We start from the raw sequence: 24,657 nt of genomic DNA on the forward strand, positions 1-24,657 counted from the left end.
CCGGCGCTTTGATTCCCGAGCGAAGTGCATCGGGCTTGCATGGTTGCTCGGCCGCCGTTACCCAGCGGCCGAGGGTGCGGCGTTGGCGGCATGCGCTTCGCGGCGGCGGCCCCCATCTCCAGCATTCATTGCGGCGGGGACGGGCGCGCACCCCTTCCACCTCTTCCGGGAGCAGGCATGGCAGGCAGTCGAGGGACAGCGTTGGTGACGGGCACGTCCGCGGGAATTGGCGCGGTGTATGCCCGGAGGCTGGCGGCGCTCGGGTATGACCTGGTCCTGGTCGCTCGGCGGGAGGAGCGGCTGAAGGCGATGGCGGCGGAGCTGACGGCGGCGCATGGCATCCGCGCGGAGGTGCTGCGGGCGGACCTCACGGTGCACGCGGACCTCCAGCGGGTGGCCGGGCGCGCGGCGGGCGAGGACCTCACCCTGGTCATCAACAACGCGGGCGTGGGTGGCTATGGCCCCTTCGCGCAGGTGGAGCCCGCGGCGCTGGAAGGCCTGGCGAACCTGCACATGATGGCGCCGATGCTGGCCACGCGCGCGGCGCTACCCGGCATGCTGGCGCGGGGAAAGGGCGCGATCATCAACGTCGCTTCCCTGCTCGCCTTCTCCGGCGCGATGCCACCGGGCCCCCTGCCCCACCGGGCCACCTACGCGGGCGCGAAGGCGTTCCTCGTCCACTTCACCCGCACGCTCGCGGGAGAGCTGCGCGGCACGCCCGTGGTGGCGCAGGTCGTCTGCCCGGGCATGACCTTCACGGAGTTCAACGGCGGCTATCCCGGCACCATGTCGCCGGAGGACGTCGTCACCGCGTCGCTCGTCGCGCTGGAGCGCGGTGAGACGGTCTGCGTCCCCGGACTGGAGGCCGCGGAGGCCCTCGTGGCCCTGGAGAAGGCGGAGGCAGGACTGCTGCGTGGGGCGACCCATGCATTGGCCGGGCGGTACCGGACGGCCTGAAACGCATTTGCTGCACATGCATCCATTCAGGCATTCATCTGCACGGAGGAAGCACTCATGAGCGGAACCTCGACGCGACCCGCGGAGAAGAGCGGCACCTTCAAGCTGGGCGGAGATTTGCCCGTCCACCGGCTGGGCTACGGCGCCATGCAGCTCACGGGCCCTGGCATCTGGGGCCCGCCCAAGGACCGGGCGGAGGCGGTGCGCGTGTTGCGCCGCGCGCTGGAGCTGGGCGTGGACTTCATCGACACGGCGGACTCCTACGGCCCCTACATCAGCGAGGAGATCATCGCGGAGGCCCTGCACCCCTACGCCAAGGGCGTGGTGGTGGCGACGAAGGCAGGCCTGGTGCGCACGGGTCCCAACGAGTGGCACCCGGTGGCCGCGCCGAAGTACCTGCGCCAGCAGTTGGAGATGTCGCTGCGCCGGCTGAAGCTGGAGCGCATCGACCTGTACCAGTTGCACCGCATCGACCCGAAGGTCCCGGTGGAGGAGTCACTGGGCGAGCTGAAGGCGCTGCAGAAGGAAGGGAAGATCCGCCACATCGGCCTGTCGGAGGTGTCGGTGGAGGAGATTGAGCGGGCGCGCAAGGTGGTGGACATCGTGTCGGTGCAGAACCGGTACAACCTGACCGACCGCGTGCACGAGAAGGTGCTGGACTACTGCGAGAAGGAGAACCTGGGTTTCATCCCGTGGTTCCCGCTGGCGACGGGCGGTCTGGCGAAGCCGGGGAGCACGCTCGACTCCGTGGCGAAGAAGCACAACGCGACGCCCGCGCAGATTGCCCTCTCCTGGCTGCTGGAGCGCTCGCCGGTGATGCTGCCCATCCCGGGCACGTCCTCCGTGAAGCACCTGGAGGAGAACGTCGCGGGCGCGGAGGTGAAGCTCAACAAGGACGAGCTGGCCGCCGTGGACGCGCAGGCGTCGGGGCGCTGAAGCATCAGCCCTGGTTCGCTTGAAGCACCCCACCGGCCCACGGGCGGATGGGGTGCTCGCGGCACTTCACGTGGCGAGCGTCCGCCGGCCACGAATCTTCGTGAACGCGTGCGAGCTCAGATAGGCATAGCTCTGGGGTGCGCGCAGCTCCGGGGAGATATCTCCCAGCGGGAAGGGCTTCGCGAAGACGTGGACCTTTCCCACCTGGATCGCGACGCCCCCCTCGCATCGCGAGAAGTAGCGGTCGTAGTCCTCCTTCAGGATGCCCCCCACCCTCGAGTAGCGGCGCCAGAGCTGCTCGGGAGCGGCCTCGTCGATGCCCAGGATGTCGAAGAAGCCGACGACCTGCTTCACCGGGCTGGAGGAGTAGACGACGACGTGTGAGACCTCCCTGCGGAAGGCGCGCTTGCGGAACTCGACGCGCTTGAGCCCTTCCAGGATGGGCGTCGCATACCGGGGCTGGATGGGCAGCAGGACTACAGACCGAGGCGTTGGCGAAGCCACTCACGACCTCCCTGCTGCACCGTGGTGATGGACTGCGGAGGGCCGTTGAGCACGTCATAGTGCCCCACGAGCTTTCAAACGAATCAACGGGCAGCGCGTTACCTCCTACTCCACTTGCCCCATCGCCGCGCGCTGCTCCGCAGCCAACTCCGCTCCAGACAGGATGTGATAGCCAAGCGTCAGTGCGGCCTCCGCCTTCACCGCATCCACCTTCACCCGAGCCCCCTCGGGCGTCAGCGCTATCACTTTGCCATCTGTGACAGGAGCGAGCTTCCGTGATTCGGAGAGCCGCACCGCGGACGCCTCCGAGACGGAGCCAAGTTCGCCCGTCTCGACGTCAATCGCCAGGACGCGATCTGCCGGGACCTCCGGTGGTGCCGCAGGTGAGGTCTGCGCGGCGACGGCAGTGGAGGCTTTATCGGGAGTGGCCATGCACGCGATGAGTCCTGTTACCCAGCCCTTCGAATAGCCAGGTTGCTCCGTGACGGTGACCTGCTTGCCCATGAAGCTGTTCCGCTCCGTCGCCGTGAAGGTACTCGGATCCCGCGTCGCGCCCAGGCCGAGCCGGAAGTCGTACTCACGAGGCGCGCAAATTTCGCCGGCGCGGCGGTGGAAATAGCTCACCAGCGTGTCGACGCTCGTCATGGCGTTCCCGCGCACCTCGATGCGAATGACGCCCGGCGCAACCTCGGTATCCCGGTAGCCCCCGGCGATCCCCATACGCTGGTACGGCGTGGCGCATCCGGAAGCGAAACCGGCAACAACGACAGCCCCCACCCATGTCGTCTTCATGGAATGAAGGCTATGCGCACCTCATCCTGCCCCGCAAACGGCTCCCGACAGCCGAGTGGAATGGGTTCAAGGCGCCCACCACCGACACAGTGCCGGCATGTCGCGAAGGGAGATGACAGCTCTACTGCTGTCATGAGGCGTGAAGCCTACTCACGCGTCTGACACCCGTCACTTCCGCTTCACGTAACGCAGGAGGAGCGTCACCAGCTCCTCCTGGAGCAGCCCCTGGGACAGGGACTCGGGGCGCTCCACCACGGCTCGGTGGATGACCGCGTGGGACACCGTGTCGATGAGCCACAGGGCCAGCTCCGGGTCCGGCACGTCCGTGCGGAATCTACTCAGGGCCTCCAGCATGGGCGCGTCGTCCGGGTCCCACTTCCGGGCGGGACGTGATGGCAGCTCCTCCGTCAGCGCGTGGTGCAGCTTCGGATTCACCGCGTGCGCCGCGAAGCCCAGCGTCACCAGCGTCCGGATGAGGTCCTCCAGCGTGTTGAACTTCCGCGTCGCCAGCACCTCTCGCGCGGCGGCGCGCTGCTCCTTCACGTGCCGGCGCGACACCTCCGCAACCAGTGCCTCCTTGCCTGGGAAGAACTGATACAGCGACGCCACGTTCACGCCCGCTCGCTCCGCGATGCGGTTCGTCGTCAGCTTCGCGTAGCCGTCGCGCACCAGAATGTCAGCAGTCGCCTGCACCAACGCGTCCACCGTCGCTCGCGAGCGCTCCTGCGTGGGTGTCTTCCGCGGGGAAAGCTTCGCGCGCGGCATGCCGGACTCCTGGGACGGGAACGCAAGCTGACAACATAAGCGCTTCCTTACATTCTTGTCTCCGTCGCCGCTGGTCCGCGACAGGAGACCTTCCATGCCCGATTCCATCCTGCCGGTGCTCGTCATTGGCGCCGGCCCCACCGGCCTGACGCTCGCGTGTGACCTCGCTCGCCGGGGCGTTCGCGTGCGCATCGTGGACGCGGCCCCGCGGCCCTTCGTCGGCTCTCGCGGCAAGGGGCTTCAGCCTCGCACGCTGGAGGTGCTGGACGACCTGGGCGTGATCGATGCCGTGCTCGCCGCGGGCACCACCTACCCCCGCATGCGCATCCACTGGCGGCGCTTCGTCGTGGGGCGCTGGACCATGATGACTCCCCGCGCCGCGACCCCGGACGTGCCCTACCCCAATGGATGGCTCGTGCCCCAGGCCCGCACCGAGGGCATCCTGCGCGACCGGCTGGCGTCGCTGGGCGTCACGGTGGAGTTCGGCACCGCGCTCACCGGCTTCACCCAGGACGGCACCAGCGTCTCCGCCACCCTCTCGCGTGACGGCACGGAGGAGACCGTCCGCGCGGAGTACCTCGTCGGCGCGGACGGAGGACACAGCCGCGTGCGCAAGGAACTGGGGCTGGTCCTCCATGGCGTCACCCATGAGGAGGAGCGCATGGTCGTGGGCGACGTGCGCGTGGAGGGCCTGGCACACACGCACTGGCACGTGTGGCCCTTCGCGAAGCGCGGCATGGTGGCGCTGTGTCCCCTCCCCGGCGCGGACCGCTTCCAGCTCGTCCTCCAGGTGAAGCCCGGCGACACCGTGCCGGAGCTCACCGAGGCCGCGCTCCACCAGCGCATCCAGGAGACCGCGCGCCCCGGCTCCAGGCTGCGCCTGCACGACGCGAGCTGGCTGTCCTTGTATCGCCCCAGCACGCGCATGGTGGACCGCTACCGCGTGGGCCGCGTCTTCATCGCGGGCGACGCCGCGCACGTGCACCCGCCCACCGGCGGCCAGGGACTCAACACCGGCGTGCAGGACGCCTACAACCTGGGCTGGAAGCTGGGCCACGTGCACCAGGGCGCGGATCCGGCCCTGCTCGACACCTACGAGGCGGAGCGACTGCCCGTCGCCGCGCGTGTGCTCGGGCTGTCCTCGAAGCTGTACGAAGGAATGCGGCAGGGACGCATGAAGGCCATGAAACGGGGCGACGAGGAGCGGCAATTGGGCTTGAGCTATCGCGGAGGCCCCCTCGCCCCGGAACTCCCCGGCGACACGTCCCGGGTGCAGGCCGGAGACCGCGCCCCGGACGCGCCCTGCGTGGATGCCCACGGCGAACCTGTCCGACTGTCGGACAGGTTTCGAGGTCCCCACTGGACGCTGCTCGCCTTCGGATCCGCGCTCCAGGAGGTCGATGCCTGGGCTCGCTCACGCTCCGGTGACACCGTGCGCGTCGCCCGTGTCCTCCCCAAGGGCTCGACGGTCAGCACCGACGCATTGCTCGACACCGACGGCCATGCGCACCGGGCCTACGACGTGCCCCCGAACGCGGGTGCGCTCATCCTGGTGCGTCCGGATGGCTACGTGGGCCACGCGTCCCGGCCCGGCGACCTCTTGGCCCTGGAGCAATTCATGACGCCGCTCCTGCCCCGCCCTTCCACCCGGGCCGGGCCGTACGTAACCGCCGTGAACCTTCCTGCGTAGGAGGAGCAACGCCGCAGGGCTTCGCATTTTCGCGAGGCCCATGGAGACTCCTCCCATGTCCATTCGCTCCTTCCGTGGAAGCGCCGCCTGCGCAGCGCTCGGCCTCCTGACGCTGTCCGCCTGCGGCTCCGGCGACGACACCGACCCGTCCGCCCGGCGCTTCCGCGTGCGCATCGAGAACGTGGCGCCCTTCCAGAACCTCAAGTCCGGCCGGTTCGACACGAAGATAAGCGGCACTTCACCGGGCCCGCTGGCCCCGGGCGACACCTACGAGTTCAGCTTCACCGCGGGCCGCAACCACCGTCTGTCCTTCGCCGCCATGTTCGGCGCATCCAACGACTGGTTCTTCGGCACCGAGCCCAATGGCATCCCGCTCTACTCCGCCGACGGGCAGCCGGTGACCGGCAACGTCACCTCCCAGGTGGTTCTCTGGGACGCGGGCACGGAGGTGAACGAGGAGCCCGCCGTGGGCGCGCACACCGCTCCGAAGCAGGCCACCTCCACGGACGGCCCGGGCATCAACGACTTCAACTCCAACAACGTGCGGCGCGTGGGCACGCAGCCCGTGCTCAGCAGCGGCCTGCCGTTCAACCTGCCCCCGCTCGCGACGATGATCCGCGTGCAGTTGGCCCACGACGCGGCCACGCAGCGCTTCACCGTGCGCATCGAGAACGTCTCCGACGACCGCAACACCCTCAGCACCTCCGAAGGCATCAAGCCCGTGCGCATCTCCCCGGGAGTCTGGGTGGTGAGCGCAGGCAATGAGCCCCTCTTCACTGAAGGGCAGCCGGACCGGGGCCAGGGCCTGGAGGCGCTCGCGGAAAACGGCGACGCCACCGTCCTGGACACCTGGCTCAAGCCGCTGAACGGCGTGGCCACGCCTCTGTCACCGGGCGTCTTCGCCCTGCACAACGCCGCCTCGCCGTTGTTCACGGAAGGCGCGCAGGACCGGGGCCTGGGGTTGGAAGCGCTCGCGGAGACGGGCGATGCCTCGCGGCTGGCCAACGCCCTCTCTTCGACTCCGCCCGCGGGCGTGAGCAAGTCAGGCACCTTCAACACGCCCGTGGACGCGTCCGTCCCCGGTCCCCTCCTGCCGGGCCGAGCCTACGAGTTCACCGTCAACGCCAGCCCCGGTGACCGGCTGACTTTCGCGACCATGTTCGGCCAGTCCAACGACTGGTTCTTCGGCCCCGATGAGCAGGGCATCGCGCTGTTCGACAAGGCCAACGCCCCCGTGACGGGCGACATCACGTCCAAGGTGTACCTGTGGGACGCGGGCACGGAGCTGGACGAGGAGCCCGCCGTGGGCCCGCACCAGGGTGCCCCCGAATGGACCGTGGACACCGACAAGACCGTGCGCCGGGTGCCCCCGTCGCGCTACGGCACGCCCCTGTCCCAGCACCTGCGCGTCACCCTCACGGCGGAGTAGTTCGCGCCGCGCTTCACACGGGGACTTCAGACGGCTTCGCGCTCCAGCGTGTCCTCGTCGTCGGAGTCCACCGCGGGCTCGTCCTGAAAGGCGCTGGGCAGCAGGCTGAAGGGCAGCACCTTCGCCAGCGCCGCCAACAGCAGGATGCCGCCCGGCGCGGCGAAGATGGCCAGCGCGGGGATGGCCTTCGCCACGTCGATGAGCTGCGCGCGCATGCGCTGGCGCTCGTCGGCGGTGAGCTTCTGGCGCCGCGCCGCCTTGGTGAGCAGCACCGCCAGGTCGCCCGTCTCGCGCGCCTCCTGCATGAGCCGATGGAAGTTCTTCTCCAGCGTCTCCTGCATGCCGCCCATGAGCTCCTCGCCCATGGCGCCCGCCGCGTCCGACACGGTGAAGACATCCACCAGCGAGCGGTGCCGCGCGTAGAACTCCGCCATCTCCAATTCCAGACGGCGCAGCTCCGCGTGAGGCACGTGCAGCGCACCCGCCAGCGTGTCGATGAAGGCCCGCTCCCGCCGCGTCCGCCGGCCGTCCACCAGCGCCGCCAGCAGCGCCTGCTCCAGCAGCAGGTGCCGCATGTCCACGCTGCGCACGCGGCGCACCACGTCTCGCACGTCGCGCTTGCGCTCGAAGGACTGGCGCACCGCGGCCTTCACCTCGCCCTCCAGCGAGTGCGGCAGCTTCAGTCCCTCCACCTGCCGGAGGATGGCGCGGCGCGCGGGCGCGCTGGGTTCGCGGTCCACGCACGCAAGAGCGGTGAGCACGTCCACGAGCAGCGCCTTCTGCTTCGCCGCGAAGTCCCGCCGCCGCTCCGCCATCGCGCGCGACAGCCGCCCGGTCGAGAACAAGTCGATGGCCTGCCGGCAGAACAGCTGCGCGTCCGCGTACTGCGCGCCGTTGTGCAGCACCAGCCCGTACACCGGGTCCCCGGCCAGCGACGGCGCCCGCTTGTCGAGCGCGTCCTCCACCCGGCCCACCATCCGCCGAGGCACCGGCAGCCCCGCCGCGAGCCGCGCGTCCAGCGCCATCGCCAGGTCCAGCTCGCCCGCCAGCACCGCGAAGAGCACCAGCAGCTGCTCCACCCGCGGGCCCTCCGGCGCGTCCATCACCCGCGCCAGGTCCAGCGCCATGCGCGCCAGCGTGCGCACCACGGCGTGGAACAGCTCGTCCTCCACCGCGCGCGCCGGGACATCGAAGGGCTCACCACCGTCCACCGGCGAGGGCAGCGGCACGGGCGTGCCGTAGATGAGCCCCGAGGCCCGCAGCGTGCGGCGCAGGAAGGCGCGGCCCCGGGCCCGGCCGGAGGAGGTTTCCGGAAGCGACGATGTCGGGACGGGCGCGGGGGAGCGCGCATGCGCGGCGACCACGTCCGTCAGGAGCGCGGCCAGCCAGGTCCCCCTTCCAAAAACCAGCACCGACACCGGTACACCCCTCAAAAGCGTGCGGCCGGACCCCGCCGGAAGCACACGAAGCGGGGAATAACCCAGTCGCATCCGCGATGCCACCCGGCCCCAGGCCCACGGCGGCGTCCGGCAACAGATGCTGATGCCTGGTGGAAAAAACAGCGCGCCCGTCCACCCAGGGCGGACGAGCGCGCGGAGACACCTGGCCAGGAAGGCCTACAGCGCGGTGGCCTTGCCCGGCTCCAGGGCGAGCACCTTGGTGGTGGCCCGGGTCTTCTTCAGCTCGGTGGTGAGCGCGTCCGGGGTGCCGGACAGGGCGGGGAAGGTGCCGTAGTGCATTGGCACCACGGTCTTCACCTTCAGCAGCTTCGCGGCGACGGAGGCCTGCGCGGGGTCCATGGTGAAGTGGCCGCCAATGGGGAGCAGGGCCACGGTGGGCTTGAACTGCTCGGCGATGAGGGCCATGGAGCTGAAGGCCCCGGTGTCACCCGCGTGGTACAGCGTGGGGCCGTTGGCGATTTCGATGACGAAGCCCAGGGGCGCACCGGCGTACTGCGACGCGCCCTTCGGGTCCGCCTGGTAGCTGCTGGAGTGGACCGCCTCCACCAGGTGGATGGTGGCGTCCTTCACCGTGAACGTCCCGCCCGCGTTGGCGCCCATGCCCTGCGCCTCCGGCAGGCCCAGGAGGTTCACCAGCTCGAAGGAGCCGTACACCTTGGCGCTCGTCTTCTGGGCCAGGGCCTTCGTCTCACCCACGTGGTCGAAGTGGCCGTGGGACACGAGGATGGCGTCCACCGCCTCCGGCCAGGTGGCACCCTGCGGCGCCTTGGGGTTGGTGAACCACGGATCGATGGCGATGGTCGCGCCGCCCGGCGTCTTCACCACGAAGGCGGCGTGGCCCCACCACGTCACCTCCGTCTTGCCCGCCGTGGCCGCAGCCTTGCCCGCCGCCGCCTTGGCCGCCACCTTCACGTCGGCCTTGGGAGCCGCCGGCGTCGTCGGCGTGCCCTGCGCGAAGGCCGCGCCCGCGACGCCCAGCACCGCACCCACCACCACTGCCTTCAGCTTGTTGCCCATCGTTGTCCGCTCCAGGAGGAAGGAAAGAGACGACATGTCGCCGTGCCGCCCGGGGGCACCGCACGGCCGTGGCGCGACATACCACCCCACCAGGGAGGCGGAAGGGGGCTGGCGCGTCCGGTTGCCTTGGGAAGGACACATGCCTTCATCCACCCACGGCGGGGGATTGTGGCCCCGGGGAGGATGCAGCGCGCTACGCTCGATGGTCGCGTGGACCATCGATTCCAAGTCAGCCTCCGCGGGGTCATCGACCTCCTGTCCCACCACCTGTACAGCTCGCCCGGGGTCTACGTGCGGGAGCTGCTCCAGAACGCCACGGACGCCATCCGCGCCCGCCAGTTGCTGGAGCCCCAGGCCACCGGAGCCGTGGGGCTGGAGCTGCGGGAGAAGCAGGACGGCGGGCCACCCACCCTGCTCTTCACGGATGAAGGCGTGGGGCTGACAGAGGAGGAGATCCACCGCTTCCTGGCCACCATCGGCGAGTCCTCCAAGCGCGAGCAGTTGGAGGCCCGCCGCAACGACTTCATCGGCCAGTTCGGCATCGGCCTCTTGTCGTGCTTCATGGTGTGCGACGAACTGCTGGTGGTGACGCGCTCGGCGAAGGGCGACGGGCGGACGCTGGAGTGGCGGGGCCGGCACGACGGCACGTACGACGTGCGCGTCTCCGAGCACCCGCTGGACGCCCCCGGCACGCACGTCTACCTGGTGGCCCGCGCGGACATGGTGGAGTGGTTCACGCCGGAGCGGGTGCGCCAGCTGGCGAAGCACTACGGCGGCCTGTTGCCCTTCCCCGTGCGGCTCACGGTGAATGGACAGACGGAGTCGCTCAACCCGGACGGTCCGCCCTGGCGCCGCTTCTACGAGACGGCGGGAGACCGGCGGCAGGCGCTGCTCGCGTACGGGCGCGAGGTGTTCGGCACGGACTTCCTGGATGTGATTCCGCTGCGCTCAGAGGCGGGAGACGTGGACGGCGTGGCGTATGTGTTGCCGGCGTCGCCGCACTTCAACGCGAAGCAGAAGCACCGCGTGTACCTGAAGCAGATGCTGCTGTCGGAGAGCGCGGAGAACCTGCTGCCAGAGTGGGCGTTCTTCGTGAAGTGCGTGGTGAACGCGAACGGCCTGAGGCCCACCGCGAGCCGCGAGTCCTTCTACGAAGACACGGTCCTGGCGAAGGCGCGCGAGGCGCTGGGACAGTCCCTGCGCAAGTACCTGATGGACCTGGCGCACGACGATCCCCGGGCGCTACAGCGGCTGATTGCGTTGCACGGGCTGTCGGTGAAGGGGCTGGCGCTGGACGACGATGACTTCTACCGGCTGGTCATCCACTGGCTGCCGTTCGAGACGTCGCTCGGGGTGATGACGTTGGCGGACTACCGGCGGTCATGGCCGGTGGTGCGCTACACGCCGACGCTGGACGGGTTCCGGCAGGTGGCGCGGGTGGCGGCGGCGCAGGGGCTGTGCGTGCTGAACGCGGCGTACACGCACGACACTGCGCTGCTGGAGAAGCTGCCGCACGTGGTGCCGGAGGCGCAGGTGGCGCCGTTCTCGTCGGCGGACCTGCCGCAGAGCTTCGAGGAGCTGACGCTGGACGAGCGCGAAGCCGTCTACCCGCTGCTGCGTCTGGCCGAGCGGGTGCTGGCGCCGTTCCGCTGCGGGGTGGAGGTGAAGAAGTTCTTCCCGGCGGAGGTGCCCACGCTCTACAGCTCGGACGCGGAAGGCGCGTTCAAGCGGGACGCGGAGCGGGCGCGGGAGGAGTCGGACGACCTGTACGCGGGCGTGCTGGACGGAGTGATGGCGGGCACGGGTGGACAGGACCGCGCGTTGCTCTGCCTCAACCTGCACAACCCGGTGGTGCGCAAGCTGGCCGCGGTGGAGGGGCGGGAGTTGCTGAAGCTGTCGGTGGAGATGCTCTACGTGCAGGCACTGCTGTTGGGTCAGCACCCGCTGAACGCGCAGGAGATGGCGCTGCTGAACCAGGGACTGCTGGGGCTCATCTCGGCGCGGCTGGACGAAGGCGGCGGCGGGGGCGGTTCGTCGGGTCCGGGCTCGCGGGGGATGCACTGATGGTGGACTGGCATCAGCAGGTGGAGGCCCTGCGCGCACAGGCGGAGGAGCTGCCGGAAGGCGACGCGAAGGTGCGCGCGCTGGAGGAGGCGGTGCGGCTGACGGACGCGCACGGCGACGTGCCGCTGGGGTACGAGCTGCGGGACTCGCTCATCGACGCGGCGACGTTCGGGGGCTATCCGGACAAGGCGCTGGTGGCGTTCGCATGGTGCCGGGGGCAGCAGAAGAAGGACCCGCAGCGGTTCGACCCGGAGGACATGCTCTGGAAGCAGAAGTGGGTGGTGGGCCGGCTGGACGAGTTCCCGCACATCAGCCGCAAGCAGATTGCCGACGCGCTGGATGACGTGGAGCAGAGCTTCGCGAAGCTGGACGCGGGCAAGCGGGCGGCACTGAAGCTGCGCTACCAGATGGCTCGGGACATGGGGGACACGGCGGAGGCAGAGCGCCTGTGGGAGGCGTGGCTCGTCACGCCCAGGGACCACCTGACGGACTGCCGCGTCTGCGAATTGGACGACGAACTGGACCACCACGTGGACAAGGGCGAGTGGGAGCAGGCCATCCAGAAGGCGAAGCCCATCCTGGACGGGCGCCAGTCCTGCGCGGAGATCCCGCACCTGACGCTGGGCACGCTGCTGTATCCGTTCTTCAAGCTGGAGCGGATGAAGGAAGCGCGGGACTGCCACATGCGCGGCTACGCGATGGTGGCGAAGAACCGCGAGTTCCTGGCCACAGTGGGCGAGCACCTGGAGTTCCTGGCGCTGACGGGCAACCTGTCGCGCGGACTGACGCTCTTGGAGAAGCACCTGGGCTGGGCGCTGGAGCACTCCAGCTACCGGGACCGGTTCAGCTTCTACACGGCGTCGTCGTTCCTGCTGGGGCAGGTGGTCGCGGACGGCCGGGATGAGGTGAGCCTGCGACTGCCGCGCGCGTTCGCGTTGCACGCGGTGGACGGGGGCTATGGGACGCGGGCTCTGAAGGACTGGCTGGAGTCGCAGGCGAGAGACATCGCGGCGCGGTTCGATGCGCGCAATGGAACGAAGCGGTTCTCAGGATTGCTGGCGCGCAATGAGGTGCTGGCGAAGGAAGCGCGGTTGTTCCCGTTGGATTGAAGGGAGCGCATCAGCATGAAGGGCTCAAGCTGGATGCCTGTCGCCATCACCTGGTTCCTCCTTCTCGCGCCCCAAGGCCGGGCTGAAGAAACAGAGCTACCTCCTCCGGGAGACTGCACCAAAGACGTCTGGCGCGACTTGAGCAAAGCAGTTGGCACGGCATGCAAGACTCAGAGCATGAGCTGTAACGCAACAATGTCTTGCGTGGACTTGACGGTTCAATGGAATCGCTTTGAGCACTGCATCCAAGCCCGCAGGACTTTGATGAACCGATGCTTTCGCGGCGGCGATGCGGAGCATAGGAGCGTCCTTGAAGGCTATGAGCGGGGACAAGCTCGCTGCACGGAGTTCATTCGCGTCCGATGCGGCCCCAATGAGAAATGCCAATGAGCGATGACGACCTGCGACGTCTCATTGAGCACGCCTTCTCAGATGTTCCCCGCCCCGAGAAGAAACGCGTCGCCTATGCACGCGGTGCATGGGAGACGCCAAAACTCGTTCGGGACTTCGGGGGGCGCCACTGGAAGGACGTCCCAATAGAGAAGGTGCGCGACCATGCGGCGCATCTCTCGCTGTTCAGCCCGGAGGCACTCGCCTACTACCTTCCGGCCTATCTCAGCGCGGCGCTCGTGGATCTTGATGTGCGCGACTTTCTCCTGTCCTCATTGACCATCTTTGATGAAGCACAGCCAGACCTGCGCGCCTTCTTCCTTCGCAGGTTTGATCGATTGAGCCCACCCCAAAGGAACGCCATCCGGATGTTCCTCATCCACATGAGGGACGCATCCAATTCGCCAATCTCCAAGCAGTCCTGGTCCCAAGCGTTGGAGACGTATTGGGCCAATGAGGATTACGGCAGCTCCCTGTAGGAGGAGAGCGAGATTCCACAGGCCCTGATGGCCTTGAGATAGGCCATGGAGCGCATCTCAGGGCATTTGAGGGCCGCCTCCTGGAACTCCATGGGCGGCACGTACTCGTGCGCGTCGATGTAGTGGACGATCATCGTCGGAGCGATGAACACCTTCGCCTCCCCTGGGATGAAGACGTTCGCCGTCCCGGTAGCGCCCCCCGCTCCGAAATAGGAAGCCCGCGAACACCATCGGAGGCTGCCAGGGATTCGCACACAGGCGGAGCAGCGCCGCGAAGAACTTCTCGTCCACGGCGCCCCGAGGATACGCGTGCCCTCTTTCAAGCCAGCCCACCGCGAGCGACGACTGCGCCCACTCTCGCAGATAGCTGCAGGGGGTCAGGTCTTGAAAGTGGGCCATGTGCGTCAGCGCTTCAGCTTCGAGAACGGATTGTTGAACGGCTCCGGCTTCTTCTGCGGCGGAGCCTGATTCGCCGGCTTCTGCGCCGGACGCTGCGGAGCCGGTGAACTGACAGGCTTCGCCTGTGCCGGCCGCCCTGACGGCTGCGGCGCCCCACCTTCCAGCACCGCCCGCACGGACAACGCCAACCGCTTGCGCGCCAGGTCCACGGTCAGGACCTTCACCGTCAGCCGGTCGCCCACCTTGGCCACCTCCGACGGATCCTTGATGAAGCGCGCCGCCAGCTGCGACACGTGCACCAGGCCGTCCTGATGCACACCCACGTCCACGAACGCGCCAAATGCCGTCACGTTCGTCACCACGCCCTGCAAAACCATCCCCTCCTTCACGTCCTCCAGCGTGCGCAGGTCATCCCGCGTCGCGTGCGCCGTGAAGTCTCCTCGAGGGTCCCGGCTCGGCTTCTCCAGCTCCGCCAGGATGTCCTTCAGCGTCAGCTCGCCCAGCTCCGGCCCCAGGTAGCGCTTGGCTTCAATCTGGCGCACCAGCGCCGCGTTCCCCACCAGCGACGCCACGTCCACGCCCAGGTCCTTCGCCATGCGCTCCACGACCGTGTAGCGCTCCGGGTGCACCGCGCTCGAATCCAGCGGCTCCGGCCCTCGCACCCGCAGGAAGCCCGCCGCCTGTTCGAACGTCTTCGGCCCCAGGCCGCTCACCTTCAAGAGCTCCTTTCGCGTCGTGAAGCGTCCCTTCGCCGCCCGGTGCGCCACCAGCTTCTTCGCCAGCGACGGCCCCACTCCGGACACGTGCTCCAAGAGCTGCGGTGACGCCGTGTTCACGTCCACGCCCACCGCGTTCACGCACGAGTCCACCACCTCGCCCAGCTTCTTCTTCAGCAGGCCCTGATCCACGTCGTGCTGGTACTGCCCCACCCCGATGCTCTTCGGGTCGATCTTCACCAGCTCCGCCAGCGGATCCTGCAAGCGCCGCCCGATCGACACCGCCCCGCGCAGCGACACGTCCATCTCCGGGAACTCATCCCTGGCCACCTCCGACGCGGAGTAGATGGACGCGCCCTGCTCGCTCACCGACACCACGGGGACCTGCACGCCCATCGCCTTCAGCGTGTCCCGAGTGAAGACCTCCGCCTCCCGGCTGCCCGTGCCGTTGCCCACGGCGATCAGCTCCGGCTTGTGCTTGCGCACCACCGCCTCCAGCAGCTTCGCCGCGCGCGCCCGCTCGTCCGCGCTCCGCTCCGAATAGAGCGTCGTCGTCTCCGCCACCGACCCCGTCACGTCCAGCATCACCAGCTTGATGCCCGTGCGCAGCCCCGGGTCCAACGCCAGCACCGCCCGAGCCCCCGCCGGCGCCGTCAGCAGCAGGTGCCGCAGGTTCTCTCCGAAAACCCCGATGGCGCCCTTGTCCGCGCGCTCCTTCAACTCCGCGCGCAGCTCCGACTCCAGCGAAGGCCCCATCAGCCGGTCCCAGCTGTCCTCCACCGCCGCGCGCAATTCGCCCGCGAACAGCGACTGCGGCCGCGTCACCACGCGCCCGGTGAAGAGCCCCTTCACCTCGTCGTCCGGCAGGCCCAGCTTCACCTTCAGCACGCCCTCCTCCTCACCGCGCAACAGCGCCAGCACGCGGTGGGACGGGGCCTGCGACAGCGGCTCCTCGTGGCCGTAGTAGTTCTCGAACTTGGTCGTCTCGCCCTTCTTCGCGGGCACCACGTCCGAGCCCAGCGTGCCCCGCTTCGTGCACAGGTCGCGGGCCTCGCGGCGCAGCCTGGCGTCCTCCGCCACCCGCTCCGCGCAGATGTCCCGCGCGCCCGCCAGCGCCTGCGCCACGTCCGCCACGCCCTTGTCCGTGCTCACGTACGGCTTCACGCGCGCGTCCAGGTTCTCCCCGCGCTGGCCCTCCTGCCTCCACACCAGGTCCGCCAGCGGCTCCAGCCCCTTCTCCCGGGCGATGGCCGCGCGCGTGCGGCGCTTGGGCTTGTACGGCAGGTACAGGTCCTCCAGCTCCGCGCGCGTGCGCGCCGCCTGGAGCGCCTTCTTCAGCTCCGGCGTCAGCTTCCCCTGCTCCTCGATGCTGCGCAGGATGGTGTCGCGCCGCCCGTCCAGCTCCGCGCGCTCCGTGGCCTTGTCCAGGATGGACTGGATTTGAACCTCATCCAGGCCTCCCGTGGCCTCCTTGCGGTAGCGCGCGATGAAGGGGACCGTGCCTCCCTCTTCGTTCAGTGCGAGGGTCCGGTCCACCTGCTCCGGCTTGATGCCCAGCTCCTGGGCCAACGCGGCGGCATAGACGTGCATGGCGACCGTCTATACCCCGGTCCGCCCGCGCCTCCCAGAGACGCGCCGCTGCCCTACTGCCGCACCAGACGGATGACGTCCAACGCGACGTTGTAGCCCGTGCTCGCCGCGTTCTTCCCAACAGTCGTGAACGTGAACGCCTGGGGCTCCAGGTCCGTGAACGTCACCGTCCCCAGCTCCACCTCCACGAACTGCGTGGTGGCGGAGTACTCGTCCCGCGTCCCGCCCACCGCCACCCCGTTCACGTCCAGCTGGTACTGCCCCCGCCCGTTGTTGCGCTTGGTCCGCACCCGCACCGCGAACGTGCCCACCGTGCGCGGATAGAGCGTGTACGTCACCTTCGCGCCCACCGCGCTCGTGTTGTGGTAGCGCACCCCGCCCAGCTCCGGCCCCGCCTCCACCCCGGTGGACGACGGGTCCGGGGTGCTCGTCGGCTTCAGGTTCTCCGCCTGGTACACCAGCACCCGAGCGTCGTGCTCCACCGCGCGCCCCAGCCGCTTCTGCGTCTGGTCCACGTAGAGCGACTGTGGCACCAACTCATTCCCGGACTGCGCCACCTCCGCGAGGTCCGCCGGGGCCGTCTTCGTCGTCACCGACACGTCCACGCCCGTCGCGCTGCCACGCATCCCAATCAGATACCCCTGCCCGTACTGCTGCGAGCGCACCACGCTCGTGCCCCCGTACGACGGCGGCTTCGCCCCGTTGGTGTTCCAGAACACGCTCTCCGTCGTGGTGACGCCGTGGCTCGTGGTGCCATAGGGCGAGCGGTCCGCCGCCTCGAAGCGCTCCTGGTACAGCGTGGTGTTGTCCACCAGGTTCGCCGCGCTCAGGTGCATGTGGAAGTCGGACACCTTCTCGCCGTTGGACACGCGGTTGTTGAACAGCACGTTGCCGGTGGTGTGCATGGAGCGGAAGTCGAAGTTGTGCCGCCCGCCGTACGCCACGCTGTCCTTCACCAGGCTGTCGCTGCTCCGGATGGAGTACAGGTATCCGTTTCCGCCACCGCCCTTGTACTGGGGCTTGTTGATTTCACACCCCTCCACCGTGACGTTGCGCGCGTAATTCAGGTCGATGCCGTTGGACAGCACGTGCACGTCCTGAGTGTTGGACGGCGGCCGATAGGAACTGACGCCGCGCACCCACCCGTCCACCACGTGGTTCATCAAGAGCGCCGTGGACTCGTGCACCTGGTACGCACCGGTGCCCTGCACCGTGTAGTCCTCCTCGGCCAGGCCCGGCGTGGGGTTCTCCCGCATGCCGATGGCCAGGTGCTCCACGCCCACCTCCGACAGGTGCGCGGGCACGCGGTACACCCGCGCCGCGTCACGCATCAGCAGGCCCTGGCGCAACGGGATGTCCAGCGTCAGCATCCGCGTGGCCGCGTCCACCGCCACCACCTGCCGGTAGAAGGAGGGCCCGGGCAGCGACGTCCACTCCGTGCCCATGTTCAGCTCCGCGCTGCGCGCCGCCGTCAGGTCCGCCCGCACCACCACCCACGTGCCCACGGTGTAGCCGGACACGCTCGCCACCTGGACGCGCGTCGCCTGATTGGGCGCGTCCTGCGTCAACGCCACCGATGCCGTCGAAGCGGACGTCCAGGACACCGTCGTGTCGCGCGGGCCCACCTGCACCACGCGCTTGCTGCGCATGTCCGTGGCGGAGTTGTAGAGGAACGTGGACGTCGCGCCCTGCCCGCGCAGCACCACGTTGCTGTATCGGATGAGCAGCGCGTACGGCTTGCCCGCGGGCGGCGCCACCCGGTACGTGCCCCGAGGCAGGTACACCACCCCACCGCCCGCCACCGCCCCCGCGTCATCGAGCGCCTGCTGCAACACCGCCGTCACGTCCGACGCCCCCGTGTTGTCCGCGAAGTACGGCGCCTGCGTCACGTCCAGCACCCGGTCCATGCGCACCGGCGGCTCCTCCTGCCGCATCCGGTAGCCCGCGTAGGAGAAGTCATGCAGGAACCGCGACGTGTTGCCCGGCTGCGAGTACCCGGGCGTCCACGTCGACGGATACAGCACGCTCCGCCACGGCGCCGCCTCCGCCACTCCCACGGCCGCGATCAGCCCCGCTCCCAGCAGTCCCTGCCATCCCTTGCGTGAGCCCACGGTGTGCTCCTTCCCGGTGTCCCGGACTCCCTCAATGGAAGCCTTATCCAAGGAAAACAGCACAAAGCGGAAAATTCAAAAAGCCCTTGAGACATAAAAAGGGCCGCGCGGGAGTTCCCACGCGGCCCTTCGCTTCAGCTCATGCGCGTCCGGCTCAGGCCGGCTGGATGTCGCTGTTCTTCACGCGGAAGGTCTTCGCGGTGAACTTCGCCTCCAGCTCGCTGTCCGCGCGCTTGGAGTAGTCCTTGGCCACCTCGCCGGCGGGGATGAGGTGGAAGGTGGCGAGCGTCTCATCCGCCTTCACCTCCACCAGCACGAAGCCGTGCGAGTCCGCGTCCGCGAAGCGCAGGCCCGAGTTGGACGCCATCAGCGTCTTCTCCATCTCCACGACGGCGTGCTGGTACACCGGCGCGCCCGTGGAGTAGCCCGCGCCAATCAGCGCCAGGCTGGCCAGGCTCTTGATGGAGCCGGAGGTGATGCCCGGCGCCGTCAGCACGGGCACGCCCTCCTCCACCGACGCGAACGACGCGTGGATGTCCCCGGAGATGAACAGCGTGTTCGTCACGCCCGCGGCCTTCAGCGTGTTGAGCATCACCTTCTTCTTCGTGGGGAAGCCGTCCCACTGGTCCACGCTGAAGTAGAAGCGCTGGCGCAGCGTCGGGTCCGTGATGTCCGCCTGCTGCCGGAAGTCCCAGATGAGCGCCGACAGCGACGTGGAGCTCACCACCATCTTCCAGGTGTTCGTCGCCGTGGTCATGGTCTGCTGGAACCACGCCTCCTGGTCCGGGCCGAACACGTCCTCGCTCTTGCCCTGGGACAGCTGGTACTTCACCGCCGCGAACAGGTCGAACGTGTCCTTCACCACCACGTAGCGCGAGCCCTGGATGTTGAAGAGCGCCGCCTTGCCCATGTGCGCGTACGCCAGGCCCCGGGGCTTGTCCGCGGGCGGAATCACCAGCGCCTTGTTCACCGCCGCCAGCACCTGGTTCACGTAGTAGAGCGCCACCGGACCGGCCACCCACTTGCCGGCCTTCTGCGCGGCCTCCGCGTCCGTCAGGCCCGCCGCCTTCGCCTGGCTCAGGTACACGGCCTGGAGCACCTGCTTCTGGTTCGCGTACGCCGCGTCGTCGATGTTCACGTACGCGAACGTGTCCGCCTGGAACGTCGCCTTCACCACGTCCGGCTGGCCCTGGAGCGCCGCGCCCAGCAGCGTCGCGTCCAGCGCCACGGTGCCCGGGTAGCCGTCCTCCGGGATGAGGTGGTCCGGCCGGTAGCTGCGGTAGTCCGTCACCAGCAGCTTCAGGTGCTTGCCGTACTCGAAGTCACGGTAGATGCGCGAGTTGGGGAAGCGCGGCTCGCTGGCCACGTCGATGGCGCCCGCGGCGGACTGCACCGTGTCCAGCGGGATGTACTCCAGGAAGGCCTGCTCCGCGTTGAGCTTGCGGTCCAGCTGCGTCTCGTCCCGCTTGCCGTCCTCGTACGTGGCCACGTCCTGCCAGCAGTCGTCGGAGAACTCGTGGTCGTCCCAGACGATGATGAACGGGTAGCGCTCGTGCACCGCCTGCAGCTGCTTGTCCGTGCGGGTCGTCTTGTAGAGGTCGCGGTAGTTGGAGAGCGAGTTCGCCGCCAGGTACGAGGTGAGGCCCGCGCCCTGCGGCAGCGCCCCATCCGGATCGCTGAAGCGGATGCTCCGGCCGCCGTCGCCGGACTGGAAGGACGTGTCGCCCGTCGTCTCGTAGACGTAGTCACCCAGGAACACGATGAAGTCCAGGTCCGCGTCCAGCTGCAGCAGCCGCTGCCAGGCGTTGTAGTAGCGGCCAATGAAGTCCTGGCAGCTGGCGAAGACGAACTTCACCTGCACGTCATCCCCCGCCGCGGGCGCGGTGCGCGTGCGCCCGGTGCGCGTGGTGTGCTTCTGGCCGTCCTTCTCGTAGGAGAAGCGGTAGTAGTACGTCGTGCGCGCGGACAACCCGGTGACCTTCACCTTCACCGCGTGGTCATGCTCCGCCAGCGCCGACAGGTCCGTCTTGTCCAGCACCAGCGTCTTGAAGTCCTCCGACGGAGAGACCTCCAGCCGCAGCGGCAGGTCAGAACCGGCGCGGTCCTTGTCCTCCACGCGCACCCACAACACCACGCTGTCCGGACGCGGATCCCCCGACGCCAACGACTGCGGGAAGTAGGGCGAGCCATCCGAAGTCTCCGTCGAATCGTCGTCGGAGCATCCAAAGGTCGTCGTCGCCGCGACAGCAACCACGGCTTGCAGGAACGTGCGGCGTTTGAAGGGGTTGAACAAGGCGATGGACTCCAGCGGGAAGCAGGGGTGAAGGGGCTCCCGGACCTCGAAGTCTAGAGGCCCTCCTCCCTCCACACGAAACATCCCGGCGACAGGCCGGTGATGACCGTGCGCGTCACAATCCCGCAATCCCTCTCACGGTGAAGAAAAAGGGGCCGGCCCCATCACTGGAGACCGGCCCCTTTTCTACTTCACCCGCCGCGCCGCTCCCCCCGGAGGTGCGCGGCGGACCATTTTCGCGAAACGCTTCGCGACTACTTCACGGCCTTCACGCGCGGGCGCTTCTCACCTTCCGGCGGCTCGCTGGGGGCGTCCGCGGCGGGCGCCGCACCCGCGGGCTTGCCGATGCCGTACTTCTCCAGCACCAGGGCTTCGACCTCCTTGTAGGTGTCCGGGTGCTCGCGCAGGTACTCCTTCGCGTTCTCCCGGCCCTGGCCGATGCGCTCTCCCTTGAAGGAGAACCAGCTGCCGCTCTTCTCGATGATGTTGTCGTTGGAGGCGAGGTCGATGAGGTCGCCCTCCTTCGAGATGCCCGCGCCGTACATGATGTCGAACTCCACCTCCTTGAACGGAGGCGCCACCTTGTTCTTCACGACCTTCACGCGGGTGCGGCTGCCCACCACGTTCTCGCCATTCTTGATGGCGCCCACGCGGCGGATGTCCATGCGCTGCGACGCGTAGAACTTCAGCGCGTTGCCGCCCGTGGTGGTCTCCGGGTTGCCGAACATCACGCCAATCTTCATGCGGATCTGGTTGATGAAGATGACGCACGTCTGGCTCTTGGAGATGGTGCCCGTGAGCTTGCGCAGCGCCTGGCTCATGAGGCGCGCCTGCACGCCCATGTGCGCGTCGCCCATCTCGCCTTCCAGTTCCGCCTTCGGCACGAGCGCGGCCACCGAGTCCACCACCAGCACGTCGATGGCGCCGGAGCGCACGAGCATCTCCGCGATTTCGAGGCCCTGCTCACCGGTGTCCGGCTGGGACAGGAGCAGGTCGTCGGTGCGCACACCCAGCTTGCGCGCGTAGCCCACGTCCATCGCGTGCTCGGCGTCGATGTAGCCGCACACGCCGCCCTTCTTCTGCGCCTCCGCGACGATGTGGAGGCACAGCGTCGTCTTGCCGGAGGACTCCGGCCCGAAGATTTCGATGATGCGCCCGCGCGGCACGCCGCCCACGCCCAGGGCGATGTCGAGCGAAGTGGACCCCGTCGAAATGGCCTGGACGTCCTTCATCATGGGCTCGTCGTTGCCGAGCCGCATGATGGAACCCTTGCCGAACTGACGCTCCACCGCCGCCAGCGCCAGCTCGATCGCCTTTTCCTTCTCCTGATTCACGGCCATTTCTCGTCGCTCCTTGGAAGAGTGGACCACCCCGGTCCACCTGAACGCGCTTTTAGTACGCGATGGGTAGACCCTAGTCCACCCCTCTGACATCCGTTTTGGGTCCTGGCGGTCAGCTCTTGCGCAGGGCAGCCAGGAAGGCGGCCACCAGCCCGCCCAATCCGGCCGCCCAACCCGCCGGAACCTCTGGCACCAGCACCATCCCCAACCCCATCCCGGACACCACCGTCAGCAGCGCCAGGGCTCCGCGATACAGGGGAGAGCCCACGGAGGCAACCGTCAGCACGGTCAGGGTCAGCAGGGTCAAAAGCCCCTGCAGGATGAGCAGCCCGCCAGGCACGACGACGCCCGTGAGCCCCAGCACCACCTGGAGCGCCAGCGCCCCCAGCCCCACCGCCAGGGCCGGGAAGGGCCCCCCTCTGGGAGGCGTCAGCCGCGTGCCCGGGACGGGGGCGTTCTTGAGGTGCTCCAGGTCCTCCGGACGCACCTCCAGCGCGTAGGGGAAGCCCAGGGCCAGCAGGGACTCCACCGCCGTGGCGCGGCAGGAGCGCCCGTCCGAGTCCACCAGCCCGTCCAGGTTGCCCCCCTCCAGCAGCCGGTGGAAGGCGTCCGCCTCCGTCCGGCCCCCGCCCTGCGCCCCCAGCTCCTCCAGGAGCTGGTTGAGGTTCCAGGACAGGCGCTTCTGTTCGTCCCCTTGCGCCCGCCGGGCCTGCTGCGCCAGCAGGTACATGGGCAGCGGCGAGTCCGTGGGTGGGGTGGGCGCGCCGCCCTGCGCCGGAGGCTCCCAGGCCGCCAGGTCCGACGGGGGCTCCGCCTCCTCTCCCAGGTGGGGAGATGGTGTGCGCGAACGTGGGCGGAAAGCATCGGACACGGTGGCGAAACTGTAACCGGGGCGTGGCTTGGGGTTCAAAGTGGGCAAGCCCGCAACTTCCAGCGGGCAACGGGGTTTCTGACCTCACGGATGGATTGGGACCCGGACACGCAGGCGATGCTGAAGGTGGCGGCGGGCGACAAGCAGGCCTTCGCCTGGCTCTTCGACCGGCACCACGCGAGCGTGGCGCGCTTCGCGTTCCGCTTCGTGGGGGACGCGGCGCGGGCGGAGGAGCTCACGCAGGACATCTTCGTGAAGCTCTACCGCCACGCGCGCTCCTACAAGCCCACGGCGAAGTTCAAGACGTTCCTCTTCCGGGTGGCGACGAACCACTGCCTCAACGAGATGCGGCGCGGCGAATACCGCGTGGCGCGCCTCACGGCGGAGGCCCCGGCGGAGGAAGACGTGGGGGCGATGCGGATGCCAGGGCCCGACGGAGACAGGCCAGACCAGGCGCTGAGCGGCCGGGAGCTGGAGGCGGCGGTGGGCCTGGCCCTGAAGGATTTGAGCGACCGCGAGCGGGCCGCGTTCACCATGTGCCGCTTCGAGGGCATGGCGTACCGGGACATCGCCGAGGCGCTGGAGGCGAGCGAGGCCGCCGTGAAGAGCCTCATCCACCGGGCCACCCTGGCGGTGGCGCGCAGGATTGAAGCGTTGCAGGCGGGCACCGTGCCCGCGAGGAGTCGGGCATGAGCTGTGCGTTCGAAGAAGACCTGACGGCCTGGGTGGACGGGGAGTTGCCGCCCCCGCACCGCTCGCGCGTGGAGGCCCACCTGGGCACCTGCCCGGAGTGCCAGGGCACGGAGAAGCTCCTGCGCCTCACGGTGGCGCGGATGGCGGAGCTGCCCGCCTTCACGCCCTCCCCGTCCGCCCGGCGCGAGCTGCTGGCGCGGGTGGACGCGCTGCCGCCCACCTGGCGCGAGCGGCTCGCGCACCTCTTGAGGCCCGGCGTGCTCGTGCCCTCCGCGGGACTGGCCGCCGCGGTGGTGCTGACGCTGCTCGTGGCCGGTCGCACGCGCGTGGAGTCGCCCTCGCTGGAGGAGTGGGACCCGGGCGCGCTGGAGGTGGCGGCGAACCTGGAGCTGGTCGAGGACTACGAAGTGCTGGGGCTCAACAGCTCCGAAGACCTGGAGGTCGTCGAGAACCTCCACGAACTGGGGGTGCCGTGATGCTGCGAAGGATGACCGCCGGCGTGCTGGCGGTGGCGCTGATCATCGGCGTGCCCGCCTTCGCGGCCAACGCCCCCGCGCCCACCGCCGCGGAGCGCTTCGAGAAGCTCCCGCCGGAGCAGAAGGAAGCCCTGCGCGCGAAGCTGCGCGAGTTCAAGGCCATGTCCCCGGAGGAGCAGGCCCGCGTGCGCGCGAACCTCCAGCGCTGGCGGCAGCTGCCCCCGGAGGAGCGCGAGCGGCTGAAGACCAACCTGCGCGACTTCCAGCGACTGTCGCCCCAGGAGCGGCAGGCGGTGCGTGAGCAGGTGCGCGAGCTGCGCGGCCTCACCCCGGAGCGCCGCGGGGAGCTGCGCGAACGGGTGCGCGCCTATCTCAAGGAACACCCGGAGCGCCGCGAGCAGATGCTGGAGAACATGCGCCGCTGGCGGCAGATGTCCCAGGAGCAGCGACAGGAGGCACGCGAGCGGCTGCGCGAAAGGCGGCGCAACAAGTGAGGCCCGCGCCCTGTGGGTTGCTGCTGTTCGCGCTCGCGGCCGCCGTGCCCGCATCCGCCCAGCAGCCCCCGCCCCCCAAGGA

The 24,657-nt window shown here is 69.0% G+C and carries 22 protein-coding genes; 11 read left to right on the plus strand and 11 right to left on the minus strand.

All coding sequences use genetic code 11. The features are described 5' to 3' along the window. Positions 1-177: 177 nt before the first annotated feature. Both D7X99_RS21365 and D7X99_RS21370 read left to right on the plus strand, forming a co-directional pair. Positions 178-957, plus strand: a complete 780-nt coding sequence (locus D7X99_RS21365; protein ID WP_121779383.1) for an SDR family oxidoreductase — start codon at positions 178-180, stop codon at positions 955-957. Positions 958-1,014: 57 nt separating this feature from the next. After that, complete coding sequence (locus D7X99_RS21370) at positions 1,015-1,893, plus strand: aldo/keto reductase (RefSeq protein WP_121779384.1); 879 nt, start codon at positions 1,015-1,017, stop codon at positions 1,891-1,893. A gap of 66 nt (positions 1,894-1,959) precedes the next feature. On the opposite strand, the gene D7X99_RS21375 is transcribed toward D7X99_RS21370, so the two are convergent. From D7X99_RS21375 to D7X99_RS42385, 3 genes are all read right to left on the minus strand, one after another. Continuing rightward, positions 1,960-2,397 (minus strand): hypothetical protein, encoded by a 438-nt coding sequence (locus D7X99_RS21375; RefSeq protein ID WP_120577742.1) that lies wholly within the window; start codon positions 2,395-2,397, stop codon positions 1,960-1,962. Positions 2,398-2,502: 105 nt separating this feature from the next. Beyond that, positions 2,503-3,189: a hypothetical protein gene (locus D7X99_RS21380; protein WP_233613585.1), complete on the minus strand. Its 687-nt coding sequence runs from the start codon at positions 3,187-3,189 to the stop codon at positions 2,503-2,505. 168 nt (positions 3,190-3,357) lie between these two features. Then, a complete protein-coding gene (locus D7X99_RS42385; protein WP_158620601.1) occupies positions 3,358-3,954 on the minus strand; it encodes a TetR/AcrR family transcriptional regulator in 597 nt (198 codons plus the stop codon). Between the two features lie 94 nt (positions 3,955-4,048). Here D7X99_RS42385 and D7X99_RS21395 point away from each other — a divergent pair, with 94 nt between their 5' ends. Both D7X99_RS21395 and D7X99_RS21400 read left to right on the plus strand, forming a co-directional pair. After that, positions 4,049-5,644 carry an FAD-dependent oxidoreductase gene (locus D7X99_RS21395; RefSeq protein WP_121779386.1) on the plus strand — a complete coding sequence of 532 codons (1,596 nt, stop codon included), beginning with the start codon at positions 4,049-4,051 and terminating at the stop codon, positions 5,642-5,644. Between the two features lie 55 nt (positions 5,645-5,699). Then, entirely contained in the window at positions 5,700-7,073 is a 1,374-nt protein-coding gene (locus D7X99_RS21400) for a spondin domain-containing protein (protein WP_121779387.1), read from the plus strand. Between the two features lie 26 nt (positions 7,074-7,099). Here D7X99_RS21400 and D7X99_RS21405 read toward each other — a convergent pair whose 3' ends face one another. Both D7X99_RS21405 and D7X99_RS21410 read right to left on the minus strand, forming a co-directional pair. Next, a complete protein-coding gene (locus D7X99_RS21405; RefSeq protein WP_233613586.1) occupies positions 7,100-8,491 on the minus strand; it encodes a TerB family tellurite resistance protein in 1,392 nt (463 codons plus the stop codon). Positions 8,492-8,689: 198 nt separating this feature from the next. Continuing rightward, a complete protein-coding gene (locus D7X99_RS21410) occupies positions 8,690-9,550 on the minus strand; it encodes a metal-dependent hydrolase (protein WP_121779388.1) in 861 nt (286 codons plus the stop codon). Positions 9,551-9,760: 210 nt separating this feature from the next. Between D7X99_RS21410 and D7X99_RS21415 the strand changes: the two genes are divergently transcribed. Genes D7X99_RS21415 through D7X99_RS21430 form a run of 4 tightly spaced genes read left to right on the plus strand, consistent with a single transcriptional unit; the run spans position 9,761 to position 13,592 of the window. Then, a complete protein-coding gene (locus D7X99_RS21415) occupies positions 9,761-11,614 on the plus strand; it encodes an HSP90 family protein (protein WP_121779400.1) in 1,854 nt (617 codons plus the stop codon). Further along, entirely contained in the window at positions 11,611-12,723 is a 1,113-nt protein-coding gene (locus D7X99_RS21420; RefSeq protein ID WP_121779401.1) for a hypothetical protein, read from the plus strand. Before D7X99_RS21415 ends, D7X99_RS21420 begins: the two co-directional genes overlap by 4 nt. A 33-nt stretch (positions 12,724-12,756) precedes the next feature. Next, entirely contained in the window at positions 12,757-13,113 is a 357-nt protein-coding gene (locus D7X99_RS44690; RefSeq protein ID WP_368667780.1) for a hypothetical protein, read from the plus strand. Then, the gene (locus D7X99_RS21430) at positions 13,110-13,592 is read left to right on the plus strand and encodes a DUF6714 family protein (RefSeq protein WP_121779390.1); all 483 of its coding nucleotides are present in this window, start codon (positions 13,110-13,112) and stop codon (positions 13,590-13,592) included. The genes D7X99_RS44690 and D7X99_RS21430 overlap by 4 nt, the downstream gene beginning before the upstream one ends. Here D7X99_RS21430 and D7X99_RS42870 read toward each other — a convergent pair. From D7X99_RS42870 to D7X99_RS21455, 6 genes are all read right to left on the minus strand, one after another. Further along, complete coding sequence (locus D7X99_RS42870) at positions 13,574-13,744, minus strand: hypothetical protein (protein WP_158627043.1); 171 nt, start codon at positions 13,742-13,744, stop codon at positions 13,574-13,576. The two genes, D7X99_RS21430 and D7X99_RS42870, sit on opposite strands and share 19 nt — an antisense overlap. A 252-nt stretch (positions 13,745-13,996) precedes the next feature. Continuing rightward, complete coding sequence (locus D7X99_RS21435; protein WP_121779391.1) at positions 13,997-16,297, minus strand: Tex family protein; 2,301 nt, start codon at positions 16,295-16,297, stop codon at positions 13,997-13,999. 53 nt (positions 16,298-16,350) lie between these two features. Further along, positions 16,351-18,408, minus strand: coding sequence for a right-handed parallel beta-helix repeat-containing protein (locus tag D7X99_RS21440; RefSeq protein WP_121779402.1), 2,058 nt, complete (start codon positions 18,406-18,408; stop codon positions 16,351-16,353). A gap of 154 nt (positions 18,409-18,562) precedes the next feature. Further along, positions 18,563-20,785, minus strand: coding sequence for an alkaline phosphatase (locus tag D7X99_RS21445; RefSeq protein WP_121779392.1), 2,223 nt, complete (start codon positions 20,783-20,785; stop codon positions 18,563-18,565). A 170-nt stretch (positions 20,786-20,955) separates the two neighbouring features. Then, positions 20,956-22,041 (minus strand): recombinase RecA, encoded by a 1,086-nt coding sequence (recA, locus tag D7X99_RS21450; protein ID WP_120561791.1) that lies wholly within the window; start codon positions 22,039-22,041, stop codon positions 20,956-20,958. Between the two features lie 112 nt (positions 22,042-22,153). After that, on the minus strand, positions 22,154-22,912 hold the full coding sequence (locus D7X99_RS21455; protein ID WP_147476209.1) for a hypothetical protein: 759 nt from the start codon (positions 22,910-22,912) through the stop codon (positions 22,154-22,156). A 90-nt stretch (positions 22,913-23,002) separates the two neighbouring features. Here D7X99_RS21455 and D7X99_RS21460 point away from each other — a divergent pair, with 90 nt between their 5' ends. Genes D7X99_RS21460 through D7X99_RS21470 form a run of 3 tightly spaced genes read left to right on the plus strand, consistent with a single transcriptional unit; the run spans position 23,003 to position 24,575 of the window. Then, the gene (locus tag D7X99_RS21460) at positions 23,003-23,605 is read left to right on the plus strand and encodes an RNA polymerase sigma factor (protein ID WP_120576842.1); all 603 of its coding nucleotides are present in this window, start codon (positions 23,003-23,005) and stop codon (positions 23,603-23,605) included. Next, positions 23,602-24,081 (plus strand): anti-sigma factor, encoded by a 480-nt coding sequence (locus tag D7X99_RS21465; RefSeq protein WP_121779394.1) that lies wholly within the window; start codon positions 23,602-23,604, stop codon positions 24,079-24,081. Before D7X99_RS21460 ends, D7X99_RS21465 begins: the two co-directional genes overlap by 4 nt. Then, positions 24,081-24,575, plus strand: coding sequence for a DUF3106 domain-containing protein (locus tag D7X99_RS21470; RefSeq protein ID WP_121779403.1), 495 nt, complete (start codon positions 24,081-24,083; stop codon positions 24,573-24,575). Before D7X99_RS21465 ends, D7X99_RS21470 begins: the two co-directional genes overlap by 1 nt. Positions 24,576-24,657 lie beyond the last annotated feature (82 nt).

Source organism: Corallococcus sp. AB032C, from assembly GCF_003668935.1.
Taxonomy (GTDB): domain Bacteria; phylum Myxococcota; class Myxococcia; order Myxococcales; family Myxococcaceae; genus Corallococcus; species Corallococcus exiguus.

What these genes read in the sequence shown, in the direction of transcription:
- D7X99_RS21365 (WP_121779383.1), top strand. Translation starts at nt 178, where the DNA reads ATGGCAGGCAGTCGAGGGACAGCGTTGGTGACGGGCACGTCCGCGGGA.
- D7X99_RS21370 (WP_121779384.1), top strand. Translation starts at nt 1,015, where the DNA reads ATGAGCGGAACCTCGACGCGACCCGCGGAGAAGAGCGGCACCTTCAAG.
- D7X99_RS21380 (WP_233613585.1), bottom strand. Translation starts at nt 3,189, where the DNA reads ATGAAGACGACATGGGTGGGGGCTGTCGTTGTTGCCGGTTTCGCTTCC.
- D7X99_RS42385 (WP_158620601.1), bottom strand. Translation starts at nt 3,954, where the DNA reads ATGCCGCGCGCGAAGCTTTCCCCGCGGAAGACACCCACGCAGGAGCGC.
- D7X99_RS21395 (WP_121779386.1), top strand. Translation starts at nt 4,049, where the DNA reads ATGCCCGATTCCATCCTGCCGGTGCTCGTCATTGGCGCCGGCCCCACC.
- D7X99_RS21400 (WP_121779387.1), top strand. Translation starts at nt 5,700, where the DNA reads ATGTCCATTCGCTCCTTCCGTGGAAGCGCCGCCTGCGCAGCGCTCGGC.
- D7X99_RS21410 (WP_121779388.1), bottom strand. Translation starts at nt 9,550, where the DNA reads ATGGGCAACAAGCTGAAGGCAGTGGTGGTGGGTGCGGTGCTGGGCGTC.
- D7X99_RS44690 (WP_368667780.1), top strand. Translation starts at nt 12,757, where the DNA reads ATGCCTGTCGCCATCACCTGGTTCCTCCTTCTCGCGCCCCAAGGCCGG.
- D7X99_RS21430 (WP_121779390.1), top strand. Translation starts at nt 13,110, where the DNA reads ATGAGCGATGACGACCTGCGACGTCTCATTGAGCACGCCTTCTCAGAT.
- D7X99_RS21435 (WP_121779391.1), bottom strand. Translation starts at nt 16,297, where the DNA reads ATGCACGTCTATGCCGCCGCGTTGGCCCAGGAGCTGGGCATCAAGCCG.
- D7X99_RS21445 (WP_121779392.1), bottom strand. Translation starts at nt 20,785, where the DNA reads ATGTTTCGTGTGGAGGGAGGAGGGCCTCTAGACTTCGAGGTCCGGGAG.
- recA (WP_120561791.1), bottom strand. Translation starts at nt 22,041, where the DNA reads ATGGCCGTGAATCAGGAGAAGGAAAAGGCGATCGAGCTGGCGCTGGCG.
- D7X99_RS21460 (WP_120576842.1), top strand. Translation starts at nt 23,003, where the DNA reads ATGGATTGGGACCCGGACACGCAGGCGATGCTGAAGGTGGCGGCGGGC.
- D7X99_RS21465 (WP_121779394.1), top strand. Translation starts at nt 23,602, where the DNA reads ATGAGCTGTGCGTTCGAAGAAGACCTGACGGCCTGGGTGGACGGGGAG.
- D7X99_RS21470 (WP_121779403.1), top strand. Translation starts at nt 24,081, where the DNA reads ATGCTGCGAAGGATGACCGCCGGCGTGCTGGCGGTGGCGCTGATCATC.